The organism is Aurantimonas sp. A2-1-M11 (assembly GCF_036549475.1).
In the GTDB taxonomy this organism is placed as follows: Bacteria; Pseudomonadota; Alphaproteobacteria; order Rhizobiales; family Rhizobiaceae; genus Aurantimonas.
The window spans coordinates 1-18,933 of record NZ_JAZHLI010000069.1; the positions used below are offsets into that span (position 1 = coordinate 1).

19 protein-coding genes are annotated in these 18,933 nt (G+C 64.6%); 8 read left to right on the plus strand and 11 right to left on the minus strand.

Translation table 11 applies throughout. From position 1 onward, the window contains the following. Positions 1-251: 251 nt before the first annotated feature. Complete coding sequence (locus VQ042_RS21075; protein WP_331822270.1) at positions 252-1,214, plus strand: Gfo/Idh/MocA family oxidoreductase; 963 nt, start codon at positions 252-254, stop codon at positions 1,212-1,214. A 51-nt stretch (positions 1,215-1,265) separates the two neighbouring features. Here the strand turns inward: VQ042_RS21075 and mnmA are convergent, their stop codons facing one another. Next, positions 1,266-2,438: a tRNA 2-thiouridine(34) synthase MnmA gene (gene mnmA / locus VQ042_RS21080; RefSeq protein WP_331822271.1), complete on the minus strand. Its 1,173-nt coding sequence runs from the start codon at positions 2,436-2,438 to the stop codon at positions 1,266-1,268. Between the two features lie 386 nt (positions 2,439-2,824). Here mnmA and sciP point away from each other — a divergent pair, with 386 nt between their 5' ends. Then, on the plus strand, positions 2,825-3,115 hold the full coding sequence (gene sciP, locus VQ042_RS21085) for a CtrA inhibitor SciP (protein WP_024348827.1): 291 nt from the start codon (positions 2,825-2,827) through the stop codon (positions 3,113-3,115). 436 nt (positions 3,116-3,551) lie between these two features. On the opposite strand, the gene VQ042_RS21090 is transcribed toward sciP, so the two are convergent. After that, positions 3,552-3,923 (minus strand): flagellar export protein FliJ, encoded by a 372-nt coding sequence (locus VQ042_RS21090; protein WP_331822272.1) that lies wholly within the window; start codon positions 3,921-3,923, stop codon positions 3,552-3,554. A 366-nt stretch (positions 3,924-4,289) separates the two neighbouring features. On the opposite strand from VQ042_RS21090, the gene ctrA reads away from it, so the two are divergent. After that, positions 4,290-4,985, plus strand: a complete 696-nt coding sequence (gene ctrA, locus VQ042_RS21095) for a response regulator transcription factor CtrA (RefSeq protein WP_331822273.1) — start codon at positions 4,290-4,292, stop codon at positions 4,983-4,985. 135 nt (positions 4,986-5,120) lie between these two features. Here ctrA and VQ042_RS21100 read toward each other — a convergent pair whose 3' ends face one another. Continuing rightward, entirely contained in the window at positions 5,121-5,519 is a 399-nt protein-coding gene (locus VQ042_RS21100) for a response regulator (protein ID WP_331822274.1), read from the minus strand. A gap of 128 nt (positions 5,520-5,647) precedes the next feature. Further along, complete coding sequence (gene chpT / locus VQ042_RS21105; protein ID WP_331822275.1) at positions 5,648-6,274, minus strand: histidine phosphotransferase ChpT; 627 nt, start codon at positions 6,272-6,274, stop codon at positions 5,648-5,650. A 248-nt stretch (positions 6,275-6,522) separates the two neighbouring features. On the opposite strand from chpT, the gene VQ042_RS21110 reads away from it, so the two are divergent. Next, positions 6,523-7,113 carry a DUF1134 domain-containing protein gene (locus tag VQ042_RS21110; RefSeq protein WP_331822276.1) on the plus strand — a complete coding sequence of 197 codons (591 nt, stop codon included), beginning with the start codon at positions 6,523-6,525 and terminating at the stop codon, positions 7,111-7,113. Positions 7,114-7,269: 156 nt separating this feature from the next. Next, the gene (locus tag VQ042_RS21115; protein WP_331822277.1) at positions 7,270-8,379 is read left to right on the plus strand and encodes a hypothetical protein; all 1,110 of its coding nucleotides are present in this window, start codon (positions 7,270-7,272) and stop codon (positions 8,377-8,379) included. A gap of 85 nt (positions 8,380-8,464) precedes the next feature. Here the strand turns inward: VQ042_RS21115 and VQ042_RS21120 are convergent, their stop codons facing one another. From VQ042_RS21120 to VQ042_RS21140, 5 genes are all read right to left on the minus strand, one after another. Further along, positions 8,465-9,286 (minus strand): TrmH family RNA methyltransferase, encoded by an 822-nt coding sequence (locus VQ042_RS21120; protein WP_331822278.1) that lies wholly within the window; start codon positions 9,284-9,286, stop codon positions 8,465-8,467. Positions 9,287-9,552: 266 nt separating this feature from the next. Then, positions 9,553-10,695, minus strand: coding sequence for a glycine cleavage T C-terminal barrel domain-containing protein (locus VQ042_RS21125; protein WP_331822279.1), 1,143 nt, complete (start codon positions 10,693-10,695; stop codon positions 9,553-9,555). Between the two features lie 167 nt (positions 10,696-10,862). Further along, on the minus strand, positions 10,863-11,534 hold the full coding sequence (locus VQ042_RS21130; RefSeq protein WP_331822280.1) for a hypothetical protein: 672 nt from the start codon (positions 11,532-11,534) through the stop codon (positions 10,863-10,865). Then, entirely contained in the window at positions 11,535-12,935 is a 1,401-nt protein-coding gene (locus VQ042_RS21135) for a selenium-binding protein SBP56-related protein (protein WP_331822281.1), read from the minus strand. Positions 12,936-13,017: 82 nt separating this feature from the next. Next, complete coding sequence (locus VQ042_RS21140; RefSeq protein ID WP_331822282.1) at positions 13,018-13,776, minus strand: IclR family transcriptional regulator; 759 nt, start codon at positions 13,774-13,776, stop codon at positions 13,018-13,020. A 239-nt stretch (positions 13,777-14,015) separates the two neighbouring features. Here VQ042_RS21140 and VQ042_RS21145 point away from each other — a divergent pair, with 239 nt between their 5' ends. After that, a complete protein-coding gene (locus tag VQ042_RS21145) occupies positions 14,016-15,281 on the plus strand; it encodes an MFS transporter (protein ID WP_331822283.1) in 1,266 nt (421 codons plus the stop codon). A gap of 117 nt (positions 15,282-15,398) precedes the next feature. Here the strand turns inward: VQ042_RS21145 and VQ042_RS21150 are convergent, their stop codons facing one another. Beyond that, positions 15,399-15,788: a hypothetical protein gene (locus VQ042_RS21150; protein ID WP_331822284.1), complete on the minus strand. Its 390-nt coding sequence runs from the start codon at positions 15,786-15,788 to the stop codon at positions 15,399-15,401. 382 nt (positions 15,789-16,170) lie between these two features. Here VQ042_RS21150 and VQ042_RS21155 point away from each other — a divergent pair, with 382 nt between their 5' ends. Together VQ042_RS21155 and VQ042_RS21160 are read left to right on the plus strand one after the other, a co-directional pair. After that, positions 16,171-16,350, plus strand: a complete 180-nt coding sequence (locus tag VQ042_RS21155) for a CsbD family protein (protein WP_331822285.1) — start codon at positions 16,171-16,173, stop codon at positions 16,348-16,350. A gap of 45 nt (positions 16,351-16,395) precedes the next feature. Next, the gene (locus tag VQ042_RS21160) at positions 16,396-17,475 is read left to right on the plus strand and encodes an AI-2E family transporter (protein WP_331822286.1); all 1,080 of its coding nucleotides are present in this window, start codon (positions 16,396-16,398) and stop codon (positions 17,473-17,475) included. Positions 17,476-17,797: 322 nt separating this feature from the next. Here the strand turns inward: VQ042_RS21160 and VQ042_RS21165 are convergent, their stop codons facing one another. After that, a complete protein-coding gene (locus VQ042_RS21165; RefSeq protein ID WP_331822287.1) occupies positions 17,798-18,190 on the minus strand; it encodes a hypothetical protein in 393 nt (130 codons plus the stop codon). Between the last annotated feature and the right edge of the window lie 743 nt (positions 18,191-18,933).

The window sequence follows — 18,933 nt, forward strand, 5'->3', positions numbered from 1 at the left end:
CACGGCATCCTCCCAACGGCGAAAATCCGCCGGCCAAGCGAAGAATCCATCGCAACCGCAAACGCAAGTGAACAATCAGACTACAAAAATTTCCAAATGCGATTCCCCTGGCCGCTTTGCCCTGTTCCCGCGACGATCGCGCCAGGAACCGGCCGCGCGTCGGCGGTCCGGCCGCTTCGCCCGCCTGGCCCCGACTTGCGGGGGGCCGGCCGCTTCGCTAGGTCGGGGCCATGTCAGCCGAGGCCAATCCCATGCATCCAAGAATCGCCGTCGTCGGTTGCGGGCAATGGGGCCAGAACCACATCCGCACCCTTGCCGAGATCGGCGCCCTGGCGGCCGTCTCCGACCGCAATCCGGACCGTGCCGCCGGCTTCGCCGAGCAGCACGGCGTTCGCGCCCTCGCCCCCGATGACGCGATCGCCTCCCGCGAGATCGACGCTCTGGTCCTGGCGCTGCCGGCTTCCGTGCACGGCGCCACCGCCCGCGCCGCCTTTGCCACCGGCAAGGATGTCCTGATCGAAAAGCCGATCGCGCTCGATCCGGACGATGCTGAACGCACGGCCGCGGCGGCGCGCGCGGCCGGCCGGCTGCTGATGGTCGGCCATGTCCTGCGCTTCAACCCGGTCTTCCGGGCCCTGTGCGACGAAGTCGCAGCGGGCCGGATCGGCACGTTGCGGCACATGATCTCCACCCGCCTGGGGCTCGGCCGCTTCCTCGGCATGGATGCGGTCTGGGATCTCGCCCCCCACGATCTGTCCATGGTGCTGCACCTGGCAGGCGCCCATCCGGACGACGTCTCCTGCCGGCGCCGCACGGTTCTCAGCGATGCGGCCGACATCGCCGACATCACCCTGGAATTTCCCGGCGGTCTCGGCGCCGAGATCCATGTCTCGCGCGTGTCGCCCTATCGCGACCGGCGCTTCTCGGTGATCGGGACGGAGGGGATGCTGACCTTCGACGACCTGGCGCCCGAGGGGCAGAAGCTCGCCTTCTATGCCCACAAGGTCTGGCGCACCGAGACCGCCTTCGCCTTCGACAATGCCCCGGCGCACTATCTGGAGACCGAACCGGGCATGCCGCTCGACCGGGAACTGCGGCACTTCATCGAATGCATCGGTACGCGGGCCGAGCCGGAGACCGGCGCCGACGAGGCCGTCGAGACGGTGCGGATCCTCTCCCTCGCCTCGCCGCTGGCGCCACCCGCCGACGATTGATCCGTGGCCCCAAGGCGGCCGACGCCGCCGCGCGCTGCTCGGTCGCCCTGATTATCCTGCGGCCAGCGCTGGCGCCGCGACGCGGGCTGCCTGCGGCCGGTCGGTCTCGCTGATCACGCCGCCGCCCAGCACTTCGGCGCCCACGCCCTCGCCGGCGTAGAAGACGCAGGCTTGCCCCGGCGCCACGCCATCCTCGCCCGAGGCGAGTTCGACCGTCCACTCGCCCTTGTCCACCATGAGGCGAGCCGGTGCCGGCGGACGGGTCGAGCGCACCCGCACGAAGATCTCTGCGTCGGAGGCCGCAAACTCCGCCGGGTCGTTGCGGCCCAGCCAGTTGACGTCGCGCAGCCGCAGCCGGCGGGTCGCCAGCGCTTCGCGCGACCCCACCACCACCTGCGCCGTCGCCGGATCCAGCGCCACGACATAGAGCGGATCGGCCGCGGCGATGCCCAGGCCCCGGCGCTGGCCGATCGTGTAGTGGACGATGCCTTCGTGCCGGCCCAGGCGCCGCCCGTCCAGATGGACGATGTCGCCGGGCTCGCTGGCTTCCGGCCGCAGCCGGCGGATCACGTCGCTGTAGCGCCCCTTGGCAACGAAGCAGATGTCCTGGCTGTCGGGCTTGGCCGCGACGACGAGCCCGTGGCGCTCCGCCAGCTCCCGCGTCTGCGGCTTGGTCAGCCCGCCGAGCGGAAACCGCAGGAAGTCGAGCTGGTCCTGCGTCGTGCCATAGAGAAAATAGCTCTGGTCCCGGTCCAGGTCGCGCGGCCGGTACAGGCTGCGATGCGCGCCGTTCTGGCGGCTCTCGATGTAGTGCCCGGTCGCCAGCACGTCGGCGCCCAGATCCTGCGCCGTCGCCAGGAGGTCGCGGAACTTGACGGTCTGGTTGCAGGCGACGCACGGAATCGGCGTCTCGCCGGCCAGGTAGCTGGCCGCGAAGGGGTCGATCACCGCCTTGCGGAACCGTTCCTCGTAGTCGAGCACATAGTGATGAATGCCGAGGGTCTCGGCGACGCGGCGGGCATCATGGATGTCCTGCCCGGCGCAGCAGGCGCCGGCGCGGCGCGCGCCCTCGCCCGCATCATAGAGCTGCAGCGTGATGCCGACGACGTCGTAGCCCTCCGCCTTCAGGATGGCCGCGACGACGGAGGAGTCCACCCCGCCGGACATGGCGACGACGACGCGCGTTTCGGCTGGTGGCTTCGGCAGATCGAGACTGTTCGACATCGGCCACTCCGGCAGCGTGTTCGAATTCATGGGAATGTGGGTACGGAAACGCACGGGTTCTAGCCGGTCGGGCGGCACGAATGCAAAACCCCTGTGGCCGGAGCATGACGGCCGGCGCCGACTCGGCCCTGTCCGACGACTTTCTCGACGCCCTGTGAGGACGCCGATAGCGCCCGCAACGCGCGTCGAATGACGGCCGCCCGAACAAAATTCCAGCTGATTTGCGGAAAGCGTCACCGGCTTTCGGCCGGAAAGCCCTGATTCCAAAGGCGGTCCGGCAATTGGTTCAAACTCTTATCGAAACCTTACGCGACGCTTGACGAATTTTTCAGGAGCAGCGTTCTAGGTTGGGGCTCGATTAGGTCTTGAGTGTTGTAGAGAGTACAATGACCGATCAGGTTAGACCACGCGTGAAGTACGTCATCGGCCCCGACGGCAGCCCGTTGACGATTGCCGACCTGCCGCCATCCAACACCAGGCGTTGGGTCATCCGCCGCAAGGCGGAGGTCGTTGCCGCCGTGCGCGGTGGCCTCCTCAGCCTCGACGAGGCCTGCTCGCGGTACACGTTGACCGTCGAGGAGTTCGTATCTTGGCAGATGTCCATCGACCAGCATGGGCTCGCCGGACTGCGCACGACGCAGATCCAGGAATATCGCAAGAAGTCCGACCTTCACTGAGGGCCGGATAAGAGCCCCGCATCAGGCGGGGCTCGCAGTACCCGGCGGGAGCGCCGTCCGTCCGACAGGACGCACGAGGGACGCTCCACACGTTTGAACCCTTGCATCGGGCCGCCCGCCTGCCAGGCACCTGATCGGCCCGCGCCGGCTGCCCTTCGGGTCCGGCACAGCGATCGGATCGGCATCCACACGACGGACATCACGATCGCAGCGGCCTCGCCCCGGATCGCGCGACCGCGTCCGCCTTGCCCCCCGCTCTCCTTACCATCCGCCGCTTGCGCGACCTCACCGGTCCGCAAACACGCAGATGCCGGCGCGCCGATCCGGCGCCCCGGCATTGTCCGGCAATGATCCGTCCTTCTTGCGCGCCGCCCGCCCCTGTCGCGACCTGGCGCCGGGGGCGGACGAACGGCCTCGTGGCCGGCGCGGGGCCCGTTCAGCCGACGGCTTCGCGGCGCTCGTCGTTCTCCTCGCGCGGGCCGTCGCGCAGTTCGAGCTTTTCGGCATGCAGATGCTCGGCTTCCGCCTCTTCCAGCGCCAGCTTCGCCGCGCTGATCTGGACCTTCAGATCCTTGACCGAATTGGTCAGATTGTCCCGGCGCGAACGCGCCGCCTTGGCGAAGGTCGGATAGGCGAAATGGCTCACGTCGGTGATCCCGGCCTTCTTCTCCTCGTTGGAAATCTGATGATCGAGCTCGCCCGCCATCCGGGCGAACTCTCCCATCATCAGTTCGAGCTGCTCGAGCTGACGACGCTTTTCGCTGACCTTGAAACGCGTCAGTCGCACCAGGTTGTCACGCTTCATCACTCAAACTCCAGATGACGGGCGCTCTCTGACGGCCCGGAAAAGATGCTGCGGACGGTTTTGGGCAAGCCTCGTAAGCTATGCGTTTAACCGTCTGTTTACGCGCACCATTAATCATAGGGGTGAGGATTTAAGGCTGGGTAAACCGAACACGCCGACTTTGGCGCATCGCTCTCACAGGCGGCGCACCCCCGTCGCACCACTGGAATATCAGGCCTTTCATCATGAAGCAGATGCCCGCGACCCGGCCGCCAGATCGGATTGAGAGCATTTGTTAACCACTTCGTGCCACTTTTGGGCCGAACTTTAGACAAACCGGGGCCATGCCGTTCGCCCGAATCGGCATGGCTGGGCTAAGAGGAATTTCTGATGCGCGTTCTTTTGATCGAAGATGACAGCGCGGTCGCGCAGAGCATCGAGCTCATGCTCAAGTCAGAGAGCTTCAACGTCTACACGACCGATCTAGGCGAAGAAGGCGTCGACCTCGGCAAGCTCTACGACTACGACCTCATCCTTCTCGATCTGAACCTGCCGGACATGTCGGGCTACGAAGTCCTGCGCACCCTGCGCCTGTCCAAGGTCAAGACGCCCATCCTGATCCTGTCCGGCATGGCCGGTATCGAGGACAAGGTCCGGGGCCTGGGCTTCGGCGCCGACGACTACATGACCAAGCCGTTCCACAAGGACGAGCTGGTCGCCCGCATCCACGCCATCGTCCGCCGCTCCAAGGGCCATGCCCAGTCGGTCATCAACACCGGCGACCTGACGGTCAATCTCGATGCCAAGACCGTCGAGGTGAACGGCCAGCGCGTGCATCTGACCGGCAAGGAATATGCCATGCTGGAGCTGCTCTCCCTGCGCAAGGGCACGACCCTCACCAAGGAAATGTTCCTCAACCACCTGTATGGCGGCATGGACGAGCCGGAGCTGAAGATCATCGACGTCTTCATCTGCAAGCTGCGCAAGAAGCTGTCCACCGCCACCGAAGGCAAGAACTATATCGAAACCGTCTGGGGCCGCGGCTACGTGCTGCGCGAGCCCGAAGTCGCCCGCGGCGCGGCCTGACACCGGATCGCTCTTCATCTCTGAACAGTTTCCGACGGCCTGCCGGGGTTTCCGCAGCGGGCCGTTCGGCATGCGGCGCAGCTCATCGCACCGCCAGCGCAGGGCCTCCGACCGATACCGCGGCGATGCCGGTGCTCACGCAGCGGACGCCGATACGGTCGCGCCGGCCGGCTGCATGAACGGCGTCAGCCAGCCTTCCAGCGCCTGACGATCGAACGGCTTGTAGATGTAGGCGGTGGCCCCGGCGCGGCGCAGCCGGGTCATCAGGCCCAGATTGGCTTCCACGATCGCGCCCAGGATGACGATCGGGCGGCCATTGGCCTGCTCCCGGATCTGGCGCACCAGGTCGACGCTCATCGAATCCTCGGTCGAGGCGGCGACGATCGCGATCTCCGGCATACCGTTGCTCTCGATCCAGCGCAGCGCCTCGTCGCTGTTGGCGACGCCCTCCACCGACAGTCCCATCTGGAACAGGATGCGCGAGGCCACCTTCCGGATGACCGGCGCCGGGTCGACGATCAGACAGCTTTGCATGGGCCCGAACCTTTCCTATCGGCACCCGGACGGTCGGTCCGGTGCACCTTCATGGTGGATCAGTCCTAGCGCAGCAAGTTTGCAGTTTCGTTCAGGAACAGGGGTAACTATATCTAAACGGCGCCGCGTCAGGCCACCGTGAACAGCACCGAGCCCTCGGTCTTGTCGTGCGCGACCGTCAGGCCGGATTCCTGCGCCAGGAACAGCGTGTAATAGGGCTGGATCGTCTGGGCATCCATCGCCTCCTGGGCGACGTCGCCGTTCAGCAGCGCCATCAGCCGCGGCTGGATGCGGATGCGGTCGCCGGTCGCGCGCACCGTGGCCCGCGGCGGGTCGATCGATTCGATCACCACCTTCACCTCCCCGCCCCGGCTGATCGAGGCGTTGGCCAGGACGACCAGGTTGAGGATGATCTTCACGAAGTTCTTGCCGACATAGCCGGGCTCGCCCTCCCAGACGAGTTTCGCCTTCTCGTGGTTCATGTAGCCGCCGGCGACGGTCTTGGCATCGTTCAGGTCGATCGTCGCCGTCTGCGATCCGGCGGCACCGAAGGCGATGCGGGCAAATTGCAGCTTGGCCACCGCCGATTTCAGCGAATGGCGCACCAGCTCCATCGATTCGGGATCGTTCGGCATGTCGTCCAGCAGTTCCAGACCGCTCTGGATTCCGAACACCGGCGAGATAATGTCGTGGCACAGCTTGCTGGACAACAGCGCTGCGAGATCGGCGGCCGACAGTTCGGGAAGAGTCGTCATGCAGGAGATTCCGTTCGATCGAGCCAGATGGGACAAGCGGCGAATCAGCCGTCTCGCTTTGGCCCAAAGCATGGGTTCCAGCCCGGAATCCGTCAACCGAGCGCCGTCCGATCGCACGCCATCACGCCATTGTCCGCGCGTTAGGCGATTGGAAAGCATGTTTTGGTCAAATGCCGGATATCGCGTCGCAAGCGGGTCCGGGTTCGCTCCTTGACCATCCGCGCCCGCCCTGTCGAAAGGAACCGAACATGCATGCCATCACAGAGGCGGTCCGCAGGATCGTCTTCGCCGTAGTCGCTGCATTCCTGGTCGCAGGCTTTGCGGCATCCACGCCGGCCCGCGCGCAGGCCGGCAACGGCGGCTACAATGTCGACGAGGTCATCAACACCGGCCACAAATTCTTCGGCACCACCTCCGGCAGCCTCGCCCAGGTCGTCGAGCAGGCCTTCCAGCGCTTCGGGTTGCCGAACGGCTACATTCTCGGCGAGGAAGCCGCCGGCGCCTTCTTCGGCGGCCTGCGCTTCGGCGAGGGCACGCTCTTCACCAAGAATGCCGGCGAGCACCGCATCTTCTGGCAGGGTCCCTCGCTCGGCTTCGATGTCGGCGGCGACGGCGCCCGCACCATGATGCTGGTCTATGACCTGCCATCGGTGGAGGCCGTCTACGGCCGCTTCGGCGGCGTGTCCGGCAGCGCCTATCTGGTCGGCGGCCTCGGCATGACCGTGCTGGTGCGCGACAACATCGTGCTGGTGCCGATCAAGACCGGCGTCGGCGCGCGACTGGGCGTCAATCTCGGCTATCTGAAGCTGACGCCGATGCCGACCTGGAACCCGTTCTGAGCCGACGATCCTGCGGCGGTCCGCCTGTCGGGCCGCCGCGAGCGTTGCCGGAAGAGCATACCGGCCCGCGAAATTCGCCGGGACGAGGGTCGTGAACGGCCCCTTATGCCGCGTCGTGCGTTATAAGGGCATCGAAAGCCCCCTGCGTAGGTCCCCATGATCGCTTCCGGCCTGATCTTCCTGTTCGGCTTCCTTGCCGCCGCCCTGTTGGCACTGCTCGTCTCGCCGCTCGTCTGGCGCCGCGCCACGCGCCTGGCCCGGCGCGAGTTCGAGGCCACCATCCCCGCCAGCGCCAACGAGATCCGCGCCAGCTACGACCATGTGCGCGCCCAGGCGGCGCTGGACTCCCGGCGCCGCGAGATGGAGGCCTTCGCGGTCCGCGAAAAGGCGGCGCTGGAGCGGGCCGAGGCCGGCCGGGTCGCCGTCGAGAATGCCGAATTGCGCCGCAACAACCGCGTCCTCACAGAGACCGTCGAGCAGAATGTCGCCGATCTGAAGGATCTCTCTGCCGCCGTCGACGCCCGCGAGCAGGACGTGCGCAAGCTCGAGGAGGAATTGCGCGAGACGCAGCACGATCTGGATCTGCGCACCGAGGAAATGGATGCGCTGTCCGACCGCTTCCGCGAACTGACCGGCATCGCCGAGGATCGCAAGCTGAGCATCGTGTCGCTCGAGACCCGGCTGGAAGAGGCGCAGGACGACGTCCGCGCGCAGGAGCGCCTCGGCCGGGAGCGCGACAATGTGATCGACCGGCTGCGCAGCCAGGTGAGCGCCCTCGACGCCGGCCTCGAGAAGGAAAAGGCGACCGCCCGCAAGCTCGACGAGAAGGTCATCCGCCTCACCGCTCGGCTCACCGACATGGACGAGGGTGTCGCCCTCCACGCGGGCAGGCGTGATGACGTCGCCGACGGGCCGGCTCAACGCCCGCCGCGTGCAAAGCCTGCCACGACGCCTGACAGCGCAGCGTCCGTCGCCGGCACCGAGGCCGTCCGCCTCAGGCTGGAGCAGGAACTCGATCTGCCGGCGCATCCCTTGACCGAGGATGCCGATGAGGAAGACCTGCGCGAGCGCATCAGCGACATCGCCGCACGGGTGATCCACCTCACCGGCAAGGCCGAAGGCCCCGATTCCGTCATCGAGCGGATCCTGGCGGCTGACCGATCCGACAGGACCGGCCCGGCCGAGGGTCGTCATCCGACCCTGGCGGACCGAGTCCGGCGGCTGCGCGCCGACGAAGCGGGCACGACCGGCCAGGCCGCCGAATAGCTTTCCCGGGCCGAACCGCCCTCGCTGCCCTTCAAGGCTTGCCATCGTATCGACGGCAAACCTTCCCGCGCCACGCGCCCGGCCATCATCTCCGCTGTGAATTGCCGGCAAACAGATGGTGCAGGACGATCGCCGCGGAGGTCGCGACATTGAGGCTGTCGAGTCCCGGTGCCATGGCGATCCGTACGGTCTCCACCTGCCCCATCAGCGCCGGCGACAGCCCCGCCCCTTCCGCCCCCAGACACAGTGCCGTCCGGCCGCCCGTCGCCAGGTCGCCGAGGAGAGCCTCGCCGCCGGGCGACAGCGCGATGGCGCGATAGCCGGCCGAGCGACACAGGGCCACGAGTTCCTCGCCCGTCCCCTCCCGGCACCAGGGCACGGTCAGCGCGGTGCCGACGGACACCCGCAGCGCCTTGCGATACAGGGGATGGCAGGTGGTCGCGTCGCAGAGCACCGCGCCGGCCCCGAAGGCTGCGGCATTGCGGAACACCGCTCCCAGATTGTCGTGATTGGACAGGCCGACGGCGAAGACGATCGGTTGCCCGCCGGCCGCCGCGACGATCTCCGCCGCCCCCGGCCGGGTACCGCGCTCGGTGCCATGGGCCAGCACGCCCCGATGCACGGCAAATCCTGCGATGGCGTCGAACACCGCCTGCTCCGCCACATGGATCGGCACCTCGGCCGGAAACTGTGCCAGCCGTTCGGCCAGTCCCGCCATCCGGTTGCGCAAGATCAGCAGCGATGTCGCCTGGAAGCGCCGCGACGCCAGCAGCTGGTCGAGCACCACCGTGCCCTCGGCGATGAAGCCGTCGCGGCCGACGAGATCCCGGTCGCGCACGTTGCGAAACGGCTCGACCCGCGCGTCGTCGGGGTCGTCGATGGCAATGGTCGAAAGAGGCAGCGGCATTGCGAATGCTGTATCCACGCGAAAGGGGGAGCGATCTCCCCGGGGTTGGTTCTTGAACCATTGAACGAGGGAAGGCCGCAGACGACGCACAAGCCTGGAGAGATCGGCGCGACGCTCCGACAGGTTGATTGTCCTGATTCACAGCCGCCGCGGAACGGCACATTATCTGCACCGGCCCAGGCCCGGATGGTTCGGGCTCGTCGCGCAGCCAACGTCGCTGGAACGAGCGTTCGAACATACCCGAAAGCCGCTGTCTTGGCCTCGCGTCAGGCGGCGGCAAGCTTTTTCTTGGGATCGTGGAAAGGACGTTCCACGATCGTGGCCCGGGCCGGACCGGAATCTGCAAGAACTTCGACCTCCGTGCCGATCTGCGAAAATTCCGCGGCGACCATGGCCAGAGCGATGTTCCGCTCGAGCCTCGGCGAGTACACCGCAGAGGTGACCTTGCCGATGGCGCCACCGTGCTTTTCGATGGTCCAGAAAATGGTGTTGGGACCTTTCAGTGGCGGTCCTTCGATGACCAGCCCCACCTGTTGGCGGCTCACACCTTCTTCTTTTATGCGGCGCAGCGCTGCCTTGCCGATGAAGTCGGCCTCCATGTCGAGATCCACGAGCCGGCCAAGGCCCAGCTCGAAGGGGTTCGTCTGGATATCCGCGTCGGCGTGATAGGACAGCATGCCGCCTTCGATGCGACGGATCGACGAGGTGTGTCCCGGTTTCAGACCGAAAGGTTCCCCGGCGGCCATGATCGTTTCCCACAGCTCGTCGCCGCGCGATCCGTCCCGCAGGTAGAGCTCATAGCCCAGTTCGCTGGACCATCCGGTCCGCGACACGATCAGCGGGATGCCGTCCAGCTCCAGCTCGCGCAGCCAGTAGTATCGCAGATCCATGATGCCGTCGCCGAAGAGCGCCTTCATCACCTCGCCGGATTTCGGACCCTGCAACTGCAAGGGCGAGACATCCGGCTCGTGGATCGCGACATCCAAACCGGCATGCACGGCCACGCCCTGTGCCCACAGCAGGATGTCGCTGTCCGCCAGCGAAAGCCAGAAGTGGTCTTCCGCCAGCCGCAGCAGGATCGGATCATTGAGGATGCCGCCGTCGGCGTTGGTGATCAGGACGTATTTGCACTGCCCCACGGCCATCTTGGAAAGATCGCGCGGGGTCAGCATCTGAACGAACATCGCGGCATCCGGGCCGGTGATCTCGACCTGCCGTTCCACAGCCACGTCGCACAGGATCGCCTCGTTCACCAGGTTCCAGAAGTTCCGTTCAGGATCCCCGAAATCCCGCGGGAGATACATGTGATTGTAAACGGAAAACGCCTTGGCACCCCACCGGACGGTTGCGTCGAAATAGGGAGATTTGCGGATCTGCGTGCCGAAACCGAGATCGTCTTGCTGCGCCATGAATGTCGACCTCCCGCGACAACGGCCGAACCAGCCGTGACGCGTGTGAACGGCGTGTACGCCGGACCTCGATTCCGGCCTGATCTGGACCGAAATCTCTTCTCGAGAAGACCAGATGCTCGACCGGGCGACCTCGTGCTTCGAAGTCAGCCACCTTGCCTGCGGCGTCAGTGGCCATCGAAGGCATGGTAGATTCCGAAAGATCCGACGATAACAAGGCTCCATGCCCAGATCACGTCGAGATTGAACCACGTCCGCGACAGGAACTTCAGTCCGAGGTAGAAGTAGATCGCCGCGGCGATCAGTCCACCTGCAATGGTCATGGCAGCCGTATGCGCCAGGGCCACGATGAAGGCGGACACGACGTTCTGCCCCATCAGTTCCTGCGCGGCTTCGTGGCCACCGTCTCCCGCGTCGATCCCGCAAATCCCGAGATAGATCGGCACCAGCATCAGCCCGGCCCCGTGCGCCATCGCGGCCAGGAACGACCAAAGCACCAGCCGTGTGGGATGGATCCGGGCGAGCAATCTGGGGTGTCGGCGATTGATCAGCAGGTAGAGGCCCATGGCGACGACCAGCAGGCCGGCACCGATGCGGATCTCGATCTGCCCGGTGACCAGGACGGTCATCATCGAGAATGGCAGAAGGATTGCCAGCATTGCCAGCAAATGCCCGGCGGCCAGCGCCCCGATGGCCCGGGCCATCGCCCGGTGCCGACCTTCCATCAGGCCGGCAGATACCGCGAGCGGCCACCCCATGCCGGGATTGATGCCGTGGTACAGCCCGGAGAAGATGACGGCTCCCCAGAGAGCCGCCATGGTGCTTGTGTCGAGTTCCATTCAGACGTTAGGATAGCAGAAGCTGTCAGTCGAGCAGTCACCGCCCTCCAGCCGGATCTGGTGGGCGCGATAGCCCTTGGGGAAATCGATGTAGAAATCGGGGTCGAGCGTCAGCCCGCCATTCTCGCCGACACGGGCCATGACCATCTGGCCGCCGGCTTGCCCGGGGTAGAACTGCTCGTCCCATGTGGAATAGAGCGAGTTTGTCCAGAAGACCCGCTTGCCGTCGCGGCTGATCTCGACCATCTGCGGACCGAGGGCGAAATCGCCCCCGCCGGGGTGCTTTGTATTGCGGGCGATGCCGCCCAGTTCCACCTTTCCGGTCAGCACCGGGTTCATCGGGTCCGATACGTCGTACTGGTGCATCTCGCCCATGCCCCAGCAGGCGACATAGAGAAACCTGTCGTCGAGGCTGAGGTCGATATCCGTGACCAGAGGTGGCACCGCGCCGAACCCTTGCAGCAACGGCGGCAGGTTGGCCGGGTCCTCGGGACGGGGGTCGATGGTGATGGTCTTCTTGGCCTGCCAGGTGCCGTCCTCGCCGCGCCACCAGGTGAAGATCGCGCCTTGCAGATTGGTCGTGTCCACCACCACGCCGCAGAACCCGTAGGATTTCTTGGGGTCATGCGCCGGTCGGATTTCCAGCGCCATCTGATGGTTTTCACCGAGGTCGATGGTCTGGATGTTCTTGCGCTTGCGCAGGTCCCAGAAGTGGATCGAGTGGCCGTATTTGTTGGACAGAAGATCCTCGGCCACGAGGCCGTTCTCGAATTGCGGGGGCAGGCCCCATTCGGAGCTGACCATGTAGTCCTGCGGCAGGTTCCACCAGAAATCGTAGTGCTTGTCCTGCTTGCCCCGGTCCATCTCATACTGGCCGATGATCTCGAAGGTCTCGCAATCGATGATGAAGATGCCCGGAGGCCCGTCGGTGCCATCCGCGCCGCCGCCGCCAAGGGTCGAGACATAGATCCCCTCGGGCCCGCAATGAATGGTGTGGGGGCGCGAATAGCCGGTCTTGGCGAAGACCTCCTCCGGCTCGATGATCTTGTGGATCTTGGCCTCCAGGGGATCTTTCACGTCGACGATGTAGATGCGAGAGGACCGGATCCCCGGCACGATCAGGTAGCGCCGCTCGAGGAAGGCGTGACCGGACAGCGGCGACAGCGAAGACGAGCAGGCGTTCCAGCCGAAATGATGAAACTCGTCGCCCGTGTTCGGCATCAGGACCGAGTGCACGATGGTGCCGTAGCTGTCCGATTTCGGATTCAGATCGATGACCGCGATCCCGTCGGGCTGCGACCCGTCGGGGCTCAGCATCACGGTGAAGCCGTAGTTTTCCACAGGGGCCTGCATGGCAAGTTGCGCGGTGGCATGAAATGTCGGATCCGGTCTGATCGTCATGTCTTCCTCCCTTGATTGAAATGCCGGTGACGGGTGGTCTCGATTGGTCTCCCCTTGTTCTGGCGCTGTGGCGACGGCCTCCTCAAACCGCGGCCACGTTGCACAATTGAATGGCCCCGCTGGTGCGGCCGGCCAGATGGATGAGTTTCAGCCCGATCTCGGAACGGTATGCCGGTCCAAAGCGCCGGATCGGCCCCACCACCCCCACGCTGAAGAGCGCACCGATATTGCCGATCGCGACCGGTGCCGCCACGCTGGCAATCCCGAGGTCGATCTCCTGATCGCAATCGGCGAAGCCGCGTTCGACGATCCGGGCAAACTCCGCGCGCAGTTCCGCCTCGGTCGTCTTGGTGTGTTCGGTATAGGCCTTGAGGCTGCCATGGATGATGCAGTTCTGGAATTCCGGCTCGGTGAAGGCTGCAATGGCCTTGGAACAGGAACAGGCATGCATCGGGCGCACCCCGAGCCCGGGATGAACGAAAGCGCGCCCGGGATCGCCGGGCGTTTCCACATGGATGATCTCCACCTGGCTGTTTCGAAAGCGGGCAAGGAAGACGGTTTCGTTGAACTGGATCGCTGCGGCCTTGAGCAGCGGTGCGGCCGCCTTCCGCACATCCACGTCGGAATTGCCGAGAAGCGCGATCCGGATCAGGCGCTCACCGATGACCACGCGACCGTCGCCCGAGGGGGACTCGACAAGGCCTTGATCCTGAAGCGTCTGAACCAGCCTGTAGCAGGTCGGCTTGGGCAGACCGGACGCCTTCTGGATTTCCGCTGCGGAAACCGGCCGGCCGGCCACGGCGATGATCTCCAGAAGCGTGATCAGGCGGTCCAGATGCATGTTGACGGCGCCATCTCAATATACGAGGCTGAGTCTTACTCTACGATACGTTTTTTCGGAAACGCAAGCAAAACAGTGAGGCTTCGGGAAGATTCGCACACGTCCCGCGGTCGTCACCGGCCAGCTCCGCGCCGCGTTCCGACAGCCGGTGACCGGAGACGACCCCGGCAACATTGCCGCGGATAGATCACGCAAGGGCACCGGCAGTACGGACAGATCCCGAGGCAAAAGGGCGTTGCATGTTTCAGGTGTTCTCCGGGGTCTGGGCCCTTCTGATCGGCATTGTGTTGATCATGCTGGGCAATGGGATGCATTTCACCCTCATTGGCCTGCGCGGCGGGATCGAGGAGTTCTCCGCCGCCGAGCTGGCCATCGTCACCTCGGGCTATTTCGTGGGCTTCCTGTCGGGCGCGCGCTACACGCCGGTGCTGATCCGGCGTGTGGGGCACGTGCGGGTCTTCGCGGCGCTGGGCAGCTTCATGTCGGCGGGGCTGATCTCCTTTCCGCTGCTGACCGAGCCCTGGGCATGGACGCTGCTGCGGCTGCTCGTGGGCTTCTGCATGTCGGGGATCTACGTCGCCGCGGAGAGCTGGCTGAACAACGCCGCCACCAACGAGACGCGCGGCAAGATGCTGTCGGCCTACATGATCGCGCAGACGCTAGGCATCATCGGGGCGCAGGGATTGCTGTCGCTCGGCGACGCGGGGACCTCCGTGCTCTTCATCGGCGCCTCGATCCTCGTGTCGATCTCGTTCGCGCCGATCCTCCTGTCCGTCGCTCCGGCGCCGGTGGTCGAGGTCGCGAAGCCGATGCCTCTTCGCAAGCTCTTCCTGGGCTCGCCGCTGGGCACTGTGGGAATCTTCCTGCTCGGCACGATTTACGCGACGCAGTCGGGAATGGGGGCGGTCTTCGGCACCCAGATCGGGCTCAGCGCATCGCAGATCGCGCTGTTCGTCGCGATGCTGTTCGCAGGTGCCCTGTTGCTGCAATACCCGATCGGCTGGCTCTCGGACCAGATGGACCGGCGCAAGCTGATCTTTGCCGCGGCCTGCATCGGCTTGGCCTCCTGCACGGTGGGCTGGGTCACCGAAGGCGGCCTGTGGCCCTTGATGGCCGCCGCCTTCTTCGCCGGCGGGGTGACGACGCCGCTCTACGCCCTGCTTCTGGCCTACACGAACGATTTCCTCTCCGCCGACGAGATGCCCGCCGCATCCGGGGGGCTGGTCTTCACCTTCGGCCTGGGCGCCATCGGGGGACCGCTGGCCACCGGCTGGGCCATGCAATCGATCGGCCCCTTCGCATTCTGGCTGGTGCTCGGCGCGACCTTCGGGGCAATCGCATTCTATGCACTGTATCGCATGACGAAGCGGTCGCCCGTCCCGGTGAGCCAGACCGAAAGTTACCTCGGCGTGCTGCCCACCGCCTCGCCCGTGGCGGTGGAGGCGGCAGGTGCCTGGGCCGCCGAACAGGCCGAGGCCGAACGCGAGGCCGACGCCCAGTCCTGATTGCCGTGGAGGTGCCGCGCGAAGAGGCCCTGGCAGGACGACATTCGAGGGAAGCTGTGGCGCGACACAGGGTTTGTGTGCAGCCGGTGACCGGCCCGGCTTCACGTCATCGCCGGCTCAGTCCGGCAGATCGAATTGCGGGGTTCGCGTGGCCTTGTCCATCTGGAAGGTCACCTGCGTCGCCTTCCAGTCGTCATAGGGCTCGTTCGGCGGGTCCAGAGGGAGGCATCGCTTCATCGCGCGCACGGCCGCGTCCCGCAGCGTCCGTTCGACGGCATTCGCCGGCACGTAGTCGGTGCTGGCCTCCCGGAGGTGTCCGTCCGGCTCGAGATGCAGGGTGAAGGTAATGGGTCGGACCGATGTGGCCGGCTCGGCCGATGGCGACGTCCAGCACCGCTTCACCTGTACCTCGATGCTGGCCACCGGCTTCTGTGCCAGGGCGACAGGCGGAGCGAGGCACAAGGCGGCTGCCAGTATCATGGTCTTCCGGCGCATGGCTGAGGTCAAGCAGGCATCCTCTATGCAGTGACGCAACACTAGCACGTCCTACCACGCCGCCCCGCGCGTCCGCGAGCGACGAACTGGCGCGCCTCGACACGAGGTGGGACGTTGTCCGTGGCTCCGCATCAGCCATTCGCAGGACGCGCGCCAGCTTCTGACGCCCTTGACGGACAAATTTATCCGAACCGTGAATTCGATCTCATGCTGCCCGAAAAGCGATCCTTCGGTGGATGTCGCAAGACGTTGTGACTTGGGAGCGAGATGTGTCGCGCCGCGCAGGTTCGTCATGCGGCTAGACGGCGATGCGTGGCGACCCGGAACCTCGCCGGGCGACCCACGTTGGAAGTCCAGAACACCGAGTGGTCAGCTCGATGAGTTGGGAGAGATCATGAGCGACAATCAAACCAAGGGTACCGCCAAAGAGATCGGCGGAACGATCAAGGAAAAAGCGGGAAAAGCCATGGGCGATGATCGCATGGAGACAGAGGGTACGGGCGAGCGTGTCGAAGGAAAGACCCAGAAGAATATCGGCAAGGTGAAGGATGCGGTGAAGGACCAATTCCGCTGATTATCTTACCTTGCCAGCGATCTATGGGGAGTGGCTGCTCGGACGGTGCCACTCCCTTTTTTCTTCCATGTCCTGGTCACTGATTTCATGTCGCGACGCGCCATATCTCTTCTCGTGCTCTGTGCGGCGTTTATCCTGGTCTTATGGCTCGCAGCAGACGTGGTCCTGGCCGTTTTCGCCGGCATACTGGTAGCCGTCTTCCTTCGCGGCGGGGGTGATTGGATCGCGAAGCGGATCGGCTTCGGCAAACCTGCGGGACTGGCAATATTCTGTACGGCCCTCGCGCTCGGGACCATTGCGTTCCTCGCTTTCGCCGGTGCTGCCTTCGCTGATCAGGTACAGGAGCTGATCGACACCATCCCCGAGGCAATCGCCAGCGCTCGCGGCTATGTTGATGATCACGCCTGGCTCGACCGCGGGCTCGAAATGCTCGATCCCTCCGGACTTGCGCCGTCGAGCGACGAAGCGACCAACGCGTTTTCCACGACGCTTGGCGCTCTCGGAACCTTCGTCGTCATCGGGTTCGTCGGTCTGTATGGCGCGATAGCGCCACATACCTACATCCGCGGCTTTGTCGGGCTGATGGCCCCCAGCGTCCGTCCCCGGGGCAATGACATCCTGGCAGAATCCGGTGTCGCCCTGCGCGGCTGGCTGAAGGCCCAGATCATTTCCATGGCCGTTGTGGGCGTGTTGACCGGGATCGGCCTCTGGATCCTGGGGCTTCCGCTCGCACCCGTCCTTGCGGTGATTGCAGCCGTCCTGACCTTCATTCCCAATATCGGCCCATTGCTGGCCGCGGTCCCGGCCGTTCTCCTCGGGCTGACCGAGGGGGTTTCCACGGCGCTCTGGGTCGTCGGCCTGTATATCGCGGTTCAGACCGTCGAGAGCTACCTGATCACGCCGCGCGTGCAACAGGAGGCCGTCTCGCTCCCGCCAGCGCTGACCATCTCCGCACAGCTTCTGTTCGGTGTCCTGTTCGGCGCCCTGGGACTGGCTCTTGCCACGCCGTTTGCAGCTGTCCTTCTGAGGATTGGCGACAAGTTTTATTTGAAGGGTTTTCTGGATGAGGAAGAAGCGAGCCACGAACCCGACGCGCGCGATCGCTCCATGCCGCCTCTGACCTAGCTCTTCTTGCGAGGCAGCGCGCAACAAACGGGGTTCGCGCCGTGCGCTGGCTGCCTATCCGGGAAATCATGTCGACCGTGGCAGTGCCATGCGATCGATATGGTTGGGCTGTGGCAGTGGCATGCTTGCGACGGGGATATTTCGTGTGGCCGAATCCCCATTTCGTCCAGGGCCACCGTCCTGCGACAGCGGCCCTGGACGACAAATCATCGGGCGGTACGATTCGGATGTCGGGACCATGAATAGCCCGGCAGTCCGGTTCTCAGGACGCTGCCTTGAGCCGACGCCGGTCTGGTCCCCAGATCATCCGGACCGAGCTCCCTCAATCCGCTTTCGTCTCGGACTCAACGGGAACAGTAAACGTCTCGACATCGGAATCCGTGTCGCTGACCCCGGGCTCTGACGCCTCGGTCAGAGGAGCGTCGCCGTCATCCGCCGTGATCGATCCCGTGGACATTGCGGAATCATCCGCCTCGTCGTTCTCGGCTTGTTCCTGCGGGGACGAGGACATGTCCGTGTCCTGCGGGTCCGTGGACGTGTCAGCGGTTTCAGACGGAGCAGACATCTCGGAGCCGCTCTCGACCTCCGACGTCGGCTGCGTGGAACTGTCGGTGATCGCGGGATCATCTGTCTGCGCGACGTTGTCGGCATCGTCACAGGCCGCGAGCAACAGGAGCGAAATCACTGCGGTCGAAGCTGCAATTTTCGATTTCATCGTTCGTATCCTTTCATTGTCCTCTCCGAAACCGGCCAACGGCGCATTGGTTCAATTTGTTTTCAGATTCTGCCTGCAGATTCCGCCGGTCGATTAGAATTCCAATTTGTAACGTGCCATGCGTCACACGATCCGCCGCCCGGGCCAATCGAACAATAACTGGATAATCTCGTAAAATCGCACTTTGCGGGCGGAAGCGAATTGAAAATACAAGACAATACAGCGTCAAATTGAATTACAATGTCGGATCTATATGTAAAATTGCTATTCCAGAATTTTTGTTGCGATTTATTATATTGCAGATCGAGTACAGCGCAAAGAAATACGGTCGATTTTGGGGGCTGGATCCCAAGGGCGACCCGTAACCGCTGAGTATTGTAAACATTCACTTGATGCGGCATCCGCTGCATGATCCGCTGCTATGGCGTGCTACGGGCGCCCGCAGACGAGCCAACGACTTCGCCCGCAAGCGGCTCCGGCTTTCGTGTTCCCGGAAGGCTGCCCCCATGGAGGGATCCTGGGATTGCCCGGATAGCCTCGGCTGACCACGTGTTCCGCGACACGACAGAAGTGAATGTCCTCGCGACGTCCCTTCCCGACCGCAACCGAATGCGAAGCCGGCGTTCGGCCCAGGGGAATCGGGTGAGTTGAATTTCACGAGATGAGGCTGACGAGGAATTTTTCGTTCCACCCGGCCTTCAATCGTTTGTTTGTCATCGACAGTTTGGCGGGATTCCGCCGCA